Origin of the sequence: Pedobacter frigidisoli, from assembly GCF_032678525.1 — a bacterium.
GTDB classification, from domain to species: domain Bacteria; phylum Bacteroidota; class Bacteroidia; order Sphingobacteriales; family Sphingobacteriaceae; genus Pedobacter; species Pedobacter frigidisoli_A.
The window spans coordinates 340,767-353,705 of sequence record NZ_JAVTSE010000004.1 but is presented as its reverse complement, the minus strand read 5'-3'; the positions used below and the strand labels follow the sequence as shown (position 1 = coordinate 353,705).

Annotated in this window: 10 protein-coding genes; all 10 read left to right on the top strand. The window is 41.7% G+C overall.

Annotated features, from left to right (window positions below; all coding sequences use genetic code 11):
• Window positions 1-139: 139 nt before the first annotated feature.
• The 10 genes from R2Q80_RS13435 to R2Q80_RS13390 all read left to right on the top strand — a co-directional run bounded on the left by R2Q80_RS13435 (window position 140) and on the right by R2Q80_RS13390 (window position 12,938).
• Window positions 140-3,070: a TonB-dependent receptor gene (locus tag R2Q80_RS13435; RefSeq protein WP_316800079.1), complete on the top strand. Its 2,931-nt coding sequence runs from the start codon at window positions 140-142 to the stop codon at window positions 3,068-3,070.
• 44 nt (window positions 3,071-3,114) lie between these two features.
• Entirely contained in the window at window positions 3,115-4,023 is a 909-nt protein-coding gene (locus R2Q80_RS13430; RefSeq protein WP_316800078.1) for a sugar phosphate isomerase/epimerase, read from the top strand.
• Window positions 4,024-4,284: 261 nt separating this feature from the next.
• Window positions 4,285-4,869 (top strand): gluconate 2-dehydrogenase subunit 3 family protein, encoded by a 585-nt coding sequence (locus R2Q80_RS13425; protein ID WP_047798568.1) that lies wholly within the window; start codon window positions 4,285-4,287, stop codon window positions 4,867-4,869.
• A gap of 26 nt (window positions 4,870-4,895) precedes the next feature.
• On the top strand, window positions 4,896-6,596 hold the full coding sequence (locus tag R2Q80_RS13420; protein ID WP_197082374.1) for a GMC oxidoreductase: 1,701 nt from the start codon (window positions 4,896-4,898) through the stop codon (window positions 6,594-6,596).
• A gap of 84 nt (window positions 6,597-6,680) precedes the next feature.
• The gene (locus tag R2Q80_RS13415) at window positions 6,681-7,838 is read left to right on the top strand and encodes a Gfo/Idh/MocA family protein (RefSeq protein WP_047798570.1); all 1,158 of its coding nucleotides are present in this window, start codon (window positions 6,681-6,683) and stop codon (window positions 7,836-7,838) included.
• A gap of 6 nt (window positions 7,839-7,844) precedes the next feature.
• On the top strand, window positions 7,845-8,897 hold the full coding sequence (locus R2Q80_RS13410) for a sugar phosphate isomerase/epimerase (protein ID WP_316800077.1): 1,053 nt from the start codon (window positions 7,845-7,847) through the stop codon (window positions 8,895-8,897).
• A gap of 113 nt (window positions 8,898-9,010) precedes the next feature.
• Window positions 9,011-9,394 (top strand): c-type cytochrome, encoded by a 384-nt coding sequence (locus R2Q80_RS13405; protein ID WP_047798572.1) that lies wholly within the window; start codon window positions 9,011-9,013, stop codon window positions 9,392-9,394.
• 32 nt (window positions 9,395-9,426) lie between these two features.
• Entirely contained in the window at window positions 9,427-10,884 is a 1,458-nt protein-coding gene (locus R2Q80_RS13400; RefSeq protein ID WP_047798573.1) for a Gfo/Idh/MocA family protein, read from the top strand.
• An 84-nt stretch (window positions 10,885-10,968) separates the two neighbouring features.
• A complete protein-coding gene (locus tag R2Q80_RS13395; protein WP_047798574.1) occupies window positions 10,969-11,649 on the top strand; it encodes a DUF1080 domain-containing protein in 681 nt (226 codons plus the stop codon).
• 53 nt (window positions 11,650-11,702) lie between these two features.
• The gene (locus R2Q80_RS13390; protein WP_316800076.1) at window positions 11,703-12,938 is read left to right on the top strand and encodes a nucleoside permease; all 1,236 of its coding nucleotides are present in this window, start codon (window positions 11,703-11,705) and stop codon (window positions 12,936-12,938) included.
• The last annotated feature ends 1 nt before the right edge of the window (window position 12,939 follow it).

Below are 12,939 nucleotides of genomic sequence, written 5' to 3'. Positions count from 1 at the left end.
GGCTGCACTTTCCATATTACTTTTCTAAAAACAAAGCCGACAATGTGGGGCATTGCCGGCGAGTTAAATACATTGAAATGTATTCATGGTATTCCTATGTCCAATAAATCCAATCATTTAATGAACAATAACCAAATTTATGAAAAAAAATCAACTTATTTCACTGGCGATATATGCAATGAAAGTTTCGATTTACCAAATACTTGCAATAGTAATTTTTACCTTTGGCGCATTTGCTAAAAATGTCGACGCTCAGGAATTTTTGAATAAATCCATATCGATCAAGGCTGATCAAACCGATATTAAATCAATTATAGAAAAAACGGAATTACTGGCAAACGTGAAGTTTGTTTATAGTCCGCAACTAATCAACTCAGATAGAAAAATATCGATTAACGTCGTTAATCAAAAACTTAAATACTTTCTTGAGAATTCGCTAAAACGTTATGATGTAGGATATAGGATAGTAAAGGACCAGATTCTGCTCTATTCTATTCCTGCAAATAACAATCTGGAACTTTTGAAGGCTTTTGAAGGTATTGTAACCGGTAAGGTAACCGACAGTAAAGGTGAGGCTATTCCGGGAGTATCTGTTACCGTAAAAGGCAAAACCATTGGTACAACCACTGATGCGAACGGTAACTTTTCCCTCAAAGGCTTAACTGTCGACAGCCGTGTTTTGGTAGTGAGGTTTGTGGGCTTTATTTCCAAAGAAATTACCCTTTCGCCAGGTAATGCTGATGAAAACCTGAATATTAGCTTATCTGAAGATAATCTTCAGCTGGAAAGTGTAATGGTTACCGGGGGTAATCCGAAGAAAAAACTGGAAAGCAGTGTGGCCTTAACTTCGGTAAGCAACAAAGACATCACTAACAGGGCTCCGTTAAACAGTACGGATTTATTGAAAGCCATACCAGGCTTAACAGTTGAAAGTACAGGTGGCGACGGTCCGGGTAACGTTTGGGTGCGTGGATTTCCGCAGCAAGGCGGATACATCTTCCTGGGTATTCAGGAGGATGGTTTACCCCTATTGCCTACCGGCTTTAATACTAACCCATCGGTCGATCAATATTACAAAACCGATTTAACCATTCAGAATATTGAAGCAATAAGAGGGGGAAATGCATCAATTGTTCAGGCTAACACACCTGGCGCTGTGGTAAACAACATCAGTTATGTGGGCGCCGACAAGCAATATGGTCAGTTCAAATTTACTACTGGTTTCTCACAGGGTTTATATCGTTTTGACGGTAATACCGGAGGAAAGATTAACAGTAATATCAAGTATAATATAGGAGGATTTTACCGTACCGATAATGGTGTGGTTGACCAGGGCTTCAATCCGGCAAACCAGGGCGGGCAGATTAAAGGCAACATGACTTTTAATTTTAAGAATAATAAAGGTTTCTTCCGTGTGTATGGCAAATATTTAAATGACAAGGTTCAGTTTTTATTAACCAGCTATTATCCATACGATGGAACGGGCAAACCAACAACCTACCGCGATTACAATATGGCCACGCAATCAATCGTTCCCGTTCAAACCGAATGGAGTTATAACGATCCGGTAACAGGTGCCCATAATTTCAGTTTAACTGATGGTATACATACCAAATTAGGTTCAGCTGGATTTCAGTTCAACTACACCACCGATGGCGGATGGCAAATTGTAAACAACTTCCGTTATCAGAACACGCATACCAATTCTACTTACACTGCGGCCGCAGGAATTGCAGCCAGAACAGCGGCTACCCCCTATTATTATCCGGGTGGTGCAGTAGCGCCTTTTGTTGCGGGAGACTATGTGATTACCTCTAATGCACAAGGACAGATCAATAAGGATGTTCAGGTAGTTGATTACCTTGATTTGAGAAAAACCATCAGAAACCATAGTTTAAATATAGGTGCCGGAATACATCAGTATAACCGTGACGATCAACGTTATGCTTTTCGTTCCTATACAGAATTTAAAGAACATCCAAGCATTATTCTGCAGTCACCTACCGCCTTAGAAAGAACTATTCAGACTAAAAACACTTTCATTGGTGATACCCGGACACTTTCCTTGTATGCAGGTGATGAGATCAAAATTTCAGAGAAATTCCGTTTGGATATCGGTGCACGCATCGACAACCAGAATGTGAAAGGCGACAGACCTTATTATGCGTTAAATGCAAATGGTACGGTAAACATCACAGCCTCCGCCACGCCGAATATTCTGGGTTACACAGCTTATGATGAAACTTTAACCAATTGGGCAGCTTCAGTTGGTGCAAACTATAAGATCAGTAATACTTCAAGTGTTTTTGCCCGTGCGACAAAAGCTTACAACGCACCTAACATTGGCGACTATAATGCTTCGGCCTACAATGCTGCCAACATCAAAAAGCGTCCCGTATACTTAGGTGAAATCGGTTTTAAATACGCGAAGAACAACCTGGCTATTTTTGCATCAGGCAGTTATTCAGCTATTAAAAATACCTCATTAACCATCAATGTCCCTACAACAGCAGCGGGTCTGCAAGCTTTGGTTGCATTCGGCTCAACCCGTACCTGGAGTGCTGAATACGAGGTTTCATACAAAATTGCCAAGCCGTTAAGTTTAAGGCTTACTGGTACCCTACAAGACTCAAAGTATACAGATTACGAAGCCAACACCGCCGGAAACGCTGCCGTTGCCGCAGAATTCGGCAACCGCATTTATAGCTTTACTGGTAACAGAACCGAAAGGGTACCAGTTCTGAATACTGAACTAGGCGCTAATTATGAATATAAAAACTTCAATTTATACGTTGCTGCTAATTATGTGGGTAGTCGTTATACTTCTCCAAGCGACAGTTATGAATTACCGGCTTATATAGTGATGAAAGCCGGAGCAGGTTACAACTTCACTAAAAAAATAGCATTAAGATTTTGGGCAGACAACTTGTTAAATGCAAAAGTGCTGACCGAGGGTGACGTACGCGGAGATCAGTTCAGAAACTTCTCGACTGTAACTCCTGGTCAACTGATGATTGGCAGAACTTTACTTCAACGTACTTTCTGGGGATCATTGGCCTATTCATTTTAACAAACAAAGCCGGGGTTATGCTCCGGCTTTTTAATTTAAAAAACATGATGACAACAAGAAGATCATTTTTACAGAAAGCAGGATTAGCGTGCGCTGCTGCCTTATTAAGTCCATCGGTAATTACCTCAGCGCTGGCACAGTATCCCAAAGTTTCGAAAATCGGCCTTGGACTTTTCACCCTAAGGGAGCAACTAACAGCCGACGTAAAAGCCACTATTGAACATGTTGCAAAAATTGGCTACAACCAGGTAGAAACTTATTATGGTTACCCGGGCAAATATGAAGTAAAAGGCTTTTGGGGACTGGAAGCAAAAGACTTCAATGCTTTGCTTAAAGCCAACCAACTTACCTCGCCAAGCGGACATTATAATACAACCGAATTCTTATCAACGGGCAATGACAAAGTTTTAAAGACGCATATCGAGGTGGCAAACAGTGTTGGTCAGAAATACTTCGTGATCCCTGCATTACCTACGGATGTGAGAAGCAACGGATCTCTGGATGATTATAAAAAAATGGCGGCAAAGTTCAATACCGCGGCAGAATGGTGTAAGGATGCCGGTATGAAACTGGCCTATCACAATCATAACTTCGAATTTAAGGACCAGGGAAACGGCGCCACAGGGTATGATATTCTGCTGAATGAAACAGATGCGAAACTGGTGGGCTTTGAACTTGATATCTTCTGGGCGGTGAACGCAGGTTTGAATCCGGTAGAAATGTTTAAGAAAAATCCCGGACGGTACAAAATGTTTCATGTGAAGGATATGGATAAGCAGGACAAATCTGTTTTTACCGAAGTAGGAACAGGTGTAATCAATTTCAAGGAAATTTTTGCTGCTTCCAAAACAGCAGGTTTGGAATACTTATTCGCAGAACAGGATTTGATTAAAAAGGAACCTTTTGAAAGCGTAACCGAAAGCTATAACTATATCAAAAATCATTTGGTTTAAGTCAGAAAACGACAAATGAAGAATTTGTGATGGATAAATTCCTGGTTACTAAATGTACTTTTTACACGAAGTATTTCGGGATAAAAAACATTATTTAAACGTCACTAAGACGCATAAAACTACTTTATTTAGAATAATTCTACGTGGTAACAATCGCATTGCAGACCTTATTTTGGGGGATCAATATTCATTTTTACGACATATATTTTCTAATATTACTCATTCAACACATAAGTAACCAAAATATAAAATCATAAAACAATGCACAGAAGAGAAGCACTCAAAAACGTTGCATTTTTACTGGGGGGAGCAATCTCAGCGAGTACGATGGGCGTTTTATTCGAAAGTTTCACGCTCCCTGAGAACGAGAAGAACTTCGTATCATTTGCTGCCGGAGATGAAAAGATTTTCGCAGAATTTGCTGACATCATTGTACCAACCACCAAAACATCTGCCGGAGCCAAAGCTGCAGGCTTAGGCAAGTTTATCCCGATGATGATTCAGGACTGTTATCCAAAGGAAATGCAAAGCTCATTCGCTAAAGGCTTTACCGCACTTCAGGATAAATCAATGAAAGATTTCGGAAAGTCGTACCTGGCGCTAACCGTTCCGGAAAGAACCAAGCTCATGGTAGATTTACGATTAATGGCAATTGCACCGAAAGAAAGTAAGTTACCGGAGAACAAAGACCTGGAGTACTTCTTTATCACCGCAAGAGACCTTACTTTACTGGGTTATTATTCTTCGGAAATAGGATGCACAAAAGCCCGCGAATATGTTCTTGTTCCAGGCAGATATGACGGCAATGCAAAACTGAAACCAGGTCAAAAATCCTGGGCAACCTAATTTCTAAAATACAACGACAAAACATCATGAATTTAAATACAAATTTAAAAGAGGAGAATACCTACGATGCTATCGTTATAGGATCGGGTATCAGTGGCGGCTGGGCTGCAAAAGAACTGACTGAAAAAGGCTTACGTGTTCTGATGCTCGAAAGAGGTATGAATATCGAACACATCACCGGTTACGAAACCGCAATGAAAAGTCCGTGGGAATTTCAGCATGCCGGCCGTTTAACAGAAGAGCAGAAACGAACCCACCCGGTTCAAAAGAGAGATTATCCTTATCAGGAAGCAAACGAAAAATGGTGGGTGAATGATTTAGACTGCCCTTATACAGAAGATAAAAGATTTGACTGGTACCGCGGTTTCCACGTAGGTGGTAAATCATTGATGTGGGGCCGCCAAAGTTATCGCCTGAGTGACCATAACTTTGAAGATAACGCAAAGGACGGTCATGGGGCAGACTGGCCTGTTCGCTATGCAGAACTTTCTCCATGGTATGACTATGCTGAGCGGTTTGCAGGGATCAGTGGTTCAAAAGAAAACTGGTCGACTTGTCCAGACGGGCAATTCTTGCCTCCAATGGATTTAAACATTGTTGAAAAATCGGTTAAAGCCCGTATAGAAGAGCACTATAAAAGAGAGCGGATCATGATGATTGGCCGCGTTGCCAATTTGACTGTTCCCCACAAAGGCCGTGGAAACTGCCAGTACCGTAACCTCTGCAGCCGCGGATGTCCGTTTGGTGCGTATTTTAGTACACAGTCATCTACCCTGCCAGCGGCAATGGCTACCAAACGCTTAACGGTAAGACCTTACTCTATTGTGAACCACATCATTTATGATAAGGACACCAAAAAAGCCAAAGGTGTAATGGTAATCGATGCGGAAACAAACAAAACAATGGAGTTTTATGCCAAAATTGTATTTGTTAACGGTTCGACACTAGGTTCTACTTTCATCCTATTAAACTCCACTTCAGAAGCACATCCAAATGGATTGGGTAATGGTAGCGGACAATTAGGTCACAACCTGATGGATCACCACTTCCGTTGCGGCGCATCGGGCGAAGCAGAAGGTTTTGATGATAAATATACTTACGGGCGCCGTGCCAACGGTATTTATGTTCCAAGATACCAGAATATTGGTAATGATAAACGCGATTATCTGCGTGGCTTTGGTTACCAGGGCGGTGCAAGCCGGGCCAACTGGCAAAGTGATGTAGCAGAACTTTCTTTTGGTTCAGGCCTGAAAGAAAAGATGACCAAACCTGGTAAATGGACCATGGGTCTTGGTGGTTTTGGAGAGATGCTGCCTTACTATGAAAACAAAGTGTACATCGACAAAACCAAAAAAGATAAATGGGGACAACCGGTGTTGGCTATTGATTGCGAATATAAGGAAAATGAGAAAAAAATGCGTGTGGATATGATGAATGATGCAGCTGAAATGTTAGAGAAAGCCGGCATGAAAAATATCAAAACATACGATAATGGCTGCTATCCTGGTATGGCTATCCATGAAATGGGTACTGCGAGAATGGGTAAAGATCCAAAAACATCAGTATTGAACAAGTGGAACCAAATGCATGAGGTGAGCAATGTTTTCGTAACCGACGGTTCGTGCATGCCTTCTATTGCCTGCCAGAATCCTTCGTTAACATTTATGGCATTAACTGCCCGTGCTGCAGATTATGCAGTAAAAGAACTGAAGAAAAACAATATTTAAAAAGGTTACAAGTGTGAGGTATAAGGTTTAGGATGTGATCATCCATAACCTTATACCTCTTGCCTTAAACCCTATCCCTTTAGCATGAACAGAAAACTTAGAATGGGCATGATTGGTGGTGGAAAAGACGCTTTTATAGGCGCTGTTCACCGCTTGGCAGCCAATATGGACGGTTTAATTGAATTGGTTGCCGGGGCGCTTAGCGTAAACCCGGAAACTGCAATTGAATCAGGAAAGATTCTTTTTTTAGCAGAAAACCGTACGTACCTCAACTATGAGGAAATGTTGAAAGCAGAGAGTGAACTTCCTGCAGATCAGAAAATAGATTTCGTAACCATTGTAACCCCTAATTTTGCGCACTTTGCACCTGCAATGATGGCACTTGATTATGGTTTCAATGTAGTGATAGAAAAACCGATCACTTTAACCCTTGAAGAAGCTAAACAGCTGAAGCAAAAGGTTGATGAAACCGGTTTAACTTTGTGCTTAACCCATACCTATTCGGGTTACCCGATGGTGAAGCAAGCTCGTCAGATGGTTAAAGATGGTGCCCTGGGTAAAATCAGAAAAATTATGGTAGAGTACCCGCAAGGCTGGTTAAGTACGCTTTCCGAAAGAGAAGGCAATGCACAGGCCGCATGGCGTACTGATCCCAAAAAATCTGGCAAAAGCGGTTCAATGGGCGACATTGGCACCCATGCTGCTCAATTAGCTGAATATATTTCCGGCTTGCAGATTTCAAAGGTTTGTGCCGATTTAAACATTGTAGTAGAGGGACGCCAGATCGACGATGATGGTAATGTGCTGTTGAAATTCGACAATGGAGCAAACGGGGTATTAATTGCCTCACAAATTGCAGCAGGAGAAGAAAACGCATTAAAAATTAAAATTTACGGTGAAAAAGGAGGTTTGGAATGGCACCAGATGGAGCCGAATACCCTGATTGCGAAATGGCAAACTGCACCCGCTCAGATTTACCGTGCCGGAAATGGTTATCTAAGTACCGCAGCAGCTCACAATACACGTACCCCTGGGGGGCATCCTGAAGGTTATCTGGAAGCTTTCGCCAACATTTACCGCAACTTCGCCCTTACCGTTAGTGCAAAACTAAATCATGAAACTCCTACAGCAGAAATGCTTGATTTTCCAAATGTAAATGATGGCATCCGCGGGATGGCATTTATTGAAAACGTCGTGGAATCGAGTGCATCGACTGAGAAATGGTTAGATTTTAAAATATAATCGGATATGACTACTATTAAAGGGCCTGCTGTATTTTTAGCACAATTTATCAGTGATGACGCTCCATTTAACTCACTCGAAAATATTTGTGAGTGGGCAAAAGGTTTAGGCTTTAAAGGTATTCAAATGCCTACACTTGACACACGCTTTATTGATTTGCAGAAAGCTGCGGAAAGTAAAACCTATGCAGATGAGTTAAAAGGCAAAATTGCTTCATACGGTTTGGAGATTACGGAACTTTCCACTCACCTTCAGGGTCAGCTGGTAGCCGTACACCCGGCCTATGACGATTTGTTTGATGCCTTCGCGCCAAAAGCATTACATAAAAACCCAAAAGCGAGAACAGAATGGGCAGTTCAACAACTCAAGTATGCGGCAAAAGCTTCAGAAAACCTGGGTTTAAATGCCCACGCTACTTTTAGCGGCTCCCTTTTATGGCAATATTTCCATCCATGGCCTCAGCGCCCTGCCGGATTGGTAGAAGAAGGCTTTGCAGAACTGGCTAAACGCTGGACTCCGATCTTAAATGAATTCGATCAATGCGGTGTGGACGTATGCTATGAAATCCATCCGGGAGAAGACTTGTTCGACGGCGAGACATATGAAATGTTTCTAAAAGCCGTTAATAATCATCCACGCGCCTGTCTGCTTTATGATCCATCACACTTTGTATTGCAGCAACTGGATTATATTCAGTATATTGATTTTTACCACGAGCGCATTAAAGCTTTCCATGTTAAAGATGCTGAATTTAATCCAACCGGCAAGCAGGGTACTTTTGGGGGTTATCAGAGCTGGGCCAATCGTGCAGGACGGTATCGTTCACCGGGGGATGGTCAGGTTGATTTTAAAACCATTTTTAGTAAATTGGCTCAGTACGATTTTAAAGGCTGGGCAGTAATGGAATGGGAATGCTGCATTAAAAATCAGGAAGATGGTGCCAGAGAAGGGGCTGAATTTATTAAGAAAAACATCATCAACGTAACTGAAAAGGCATTTGATGATTTTGCAGCATCAGGAAGCGACAGCAACTTCAACAAAAAAATAATGGGACTATAAGTTTAGCACACACAAATAAAAACAATAAACACATATGAAAACCTGCATAAGCACCTACTATCCAAAGTATGCTACTTATGCAAGCTTGAAACCAATAAAAACAATAAACACACATGAAAAAAACATTTTTAATTTTAGGCGCGGTAGTAATATTTATGGCGTCTTTTTCAAAGGCCGATCTGGAGAAAGAGAAAACAATCGTTGCCACAGCAACAGTGGCTAACCACGAAATGCAAGTAAGCGCAGGTGAAAAGCTGATCAATAAATCAGACTGTATCGGTTGCCATAACAAGCTTAATAAGATCATTGGCCCTGCTTACGTAGATATCGCAAAAAAATACCCGGCAACCGAAAAAAATATCAACTTACTGGCAGATAAAATCATCAAAGGAGGAACAGGTGTTTGGGGTTCGATGCCAATGACCGCACATGCTTCATTGAAGAAAGATGATGCGAAATTAATGGTAAAGTATATCTTATCTTTAAAGAAAAAATAATCAAACCTAATTAGCAAATCGATTTACTTACTATGAAAACAGAGCAAAACGATAAAAACACGAGTAACCGCCGTGATTTTATTAAAACTTCAGCCATTGCGGCTGCTGCGTTTATGATTGTTCCCCGCCACGTACTGGGTGGACCAGGATATTTAGCGCCAAGCGATCGTTTACTGATAGCTGGTATTGGTGTCGGTGGTAAAGGCCAAAGCGATATTGATATGTTCTATAAAAGCGGAAAAGCGGATATTGCCTTTCTTTGTGATGTAGATGATCGCCGCGCCGCAAATAGCGTGAAAGCCTTTCCAAAAGCAAAGTACTATAAAGACTGGCGTGAGATGCTGGACAAAGAGCATAAAAACTTCGATGCGGTATCAGTATCAACACCCGACCATAATCACGCCATACAAGCATTGGCAGCCATGCAGCTGGGAAAACATGTTTATGTTCAAAAGCCATTAACGCACGATATACATGAAGCGCGTATTTTAACTGCTGCTGCTAAAAAATATAAAGTGGTTACGCAAATGGGTAACCAGGGCGCATCCAATGATGGTCCGCGTCAAATGAAAGAATGGTACGAAGCCGGGTTAATTGGCGATGTACACACGGTATATGCCTGGACAAACCGTCCGGTTTGGCCTCAGGGTATTCCATGGCCAGATAAAAAAGCCGAGATTCCGAAGGAACTGGACTGGAACTTATGGCTGGGGACTGCACCTGATCAGGATTACGTTGATAAACTGGTGCCTTTTAACTGGCGTGGCTGGTGGGACTACGGAACGGGTGCATTGGGCGATATGGGTTGCCACCTGATTGAGGCACCATTCAGTGTATTGAATCTTAAATATGCTAAAGAAGTAGAAGCAAGTGTGGGTTCTGTTTACGTTGACGAGTTCAAACGTGGATATTTCCCTGAAAGTTGCCCTCCTTCAAGCCATGTGACCCTGAAATTCCCTAAAACGGATAAAACCAAAGGTGATGTAACCCTGCATTGGATGGATGGTGGCATACAGCCTGAACGTCCGGAAGAGCTCGAAGCAAATGAAACATTTGGTGACGGCGGAAACGGAACTTTATTTATTGGTACCAAGGGCAAAATGATGTCGGAAACCTATAGTGCAAACCCAAAATTATTGCCACTTAGCCGGAACAAGGACATCAAAGTAGCACAGAAGTACAAGCGCGTTCCCGATGGTGCCAACGGGCATTATAAACAATGGGTAGAAGCTGCTATTGCCGGATATGGTAAGCAGGAAGTGAGCTCACCGTTTGAAATTGCCGGTCCCTTAACAGAGGCCTTATTGATGGCGAACCTGGCAATCAGAAGTTTTGATATTCAAAAAACAGTGAATAATAAAACAACCTATCCGGGCCGCTATATGAAAATGCTTTGGGACAACAATAATATGAAAATCACTAATTTCGATGAAGCCAATCAGTTCGTAAAACGCGAATACCGTAAAGGCTGGAATAATTTAACTCTTTAAAATAATTCCGTTATTACGAGGTACGAAGCAATCTCACTAATAAGATTGCTTCGTAGCTCTCAATGACGATAACTTGATTATACAATGAAAAAAATCTTCATATCAGCTTGTATCCTTTTAGCGGTTACGCAAATCGCACAGGCTCAGAAAGGGTTTAAGCCATTATTTGATGGCAAAACCACTAAGGGATGGCACACTTATAACAAAACAGGTGTAGGAAGTGCATGGCAAGTTCAGGATGGCGCCCTGCATCTCGATCTGGCGACAAAAGGAAATGATGGCGGTGGCGACCTGGTTACGGATAAAGAATATGGTGATTTCCATTTAAAATACGACTGGAAGGTTGCACCTAAAGCAAATAGCGGAGTCATTTTTTACGTTCATGAAGATCCTCAATATCACGCTACCTACTCTACAGGACTGGAAATGCAGGTGATTGACAATGATGGTCATGCTGATGGAAAGTTTCCCAAACACCGCGCAGGTGATTTGTACGATCTGGTAAAAAGTAAATCTGAGCCGGTTAAACCTGTAGGCGATTGGAACAAAGCGGAAATTATCAGTAAAAAAGGTAAATTGACTTTAATTTTAAATGGTGTAACTGTTGTGGAAACTACCCTATGGGATGCCAATTGGAAAACGATTGTTGCGGGCAGTAAATTTGCTACCTGGAAGGATTGGGGTACTTTTAAAACCGGCAAAATTGCTTTGCAAGATCATGGCGACGAAGTGTGGTATAAAAACATTTCAATAAAAGAACTTTAAACAATTGATTTTTCCCCTTAACCATCTTAAATAAAATAATAATTACTAGCCAAATGAATACCATCACACGTTTCAAACTCTCCACCATGATGTTCCTGGAATTTTTTATCTGGGGTGCATGGTTTGTAACCCTGGGCACATTTTTAGCCAACAACCTGAAGGCTACAGGCGCCGAAACCGGCGCTGTATTTTCTACCCAGTCGTGGGGAGCTATTATTGCACCTTTCATCATCGGGTTAATTGCCGACCGATATTTCAATGCGGAAAAAATATTAGGTGTGCTACATATCATTGGTGCCATTCTGATGTATCAAATGTATAATGCAACGGATGTTAGCGTATTCTATCCTTATGTATTGGCTTACATGATTCTTTTCATGCCAACGCTCGCATTGGTGAATTCGGTTTCTTTCAATCAGATGCAGGATCCGGAAAAGGAATTTGCCAATATCAGGGTGTTCGGAACAATAGGCTGGATCGTTGCTGGATTGCTCATCAGTTATGCATTTCACTGGGATTCACCAGAGGGTATTCAATCCGGTTTGTTAAAAAGCACCTTCCTCATGGCAGGAATTGTTTCATTAGGATTAGGTTTATTCAGCTTCACATTACCTGCTACCCCTCCAAAAATAGCAAAAGGAGAGAAAATCAAAGTAAGCGACATCCTGGGTTTAGATGCACTAAAGCTGTTGAAGGATAAAAACTTCGCTGTGTTTTTCATCTCATCTATTCTGATTTGTATCCCACTGGCCTTTTATTACCAGAATGCGGGTTTATTTTTAGCCGATATCAAGGTAGAAAATCCAACAGGAAAAATGGCAATTGGCCAGGTTTCAGAGGCGCTATTCTTATTGGCTATTCCGGTTTTCTTTTCAAAATACGGCTTCAAAAAAACCATACTGGTTGGCATGCTGGCCTGGGCTATCCGATACGTTTTGTTCGCATTCGGAAATGCAGGTGATTTAAGTTTTATGCTTCTTATCGGTATTGCGCTGCACGGGGTATGTTACGATTTCTTCTTCGTTTCCGGTCAGATTTATACCAACTCCAAAGCTGGAGAAAAGTTTAAAAGTGCTGCACAGGGATTGATTACACTGGCAACTTATGGTGTTGGTATGTTAATCGGTTTTGCTGTTGCGGGTAAAATATCGGATGCCTATAAATCAGCAGAGGGGGTAATGGACTGGAAGATGGTCTGGATCATTCCTGCAGGAATTGCCGCAGTTGTATTCCTGCTATTTGCAGTATTGTTTAATGATAAAAGTAAATCGGAAACGGTAGCTGCATAAT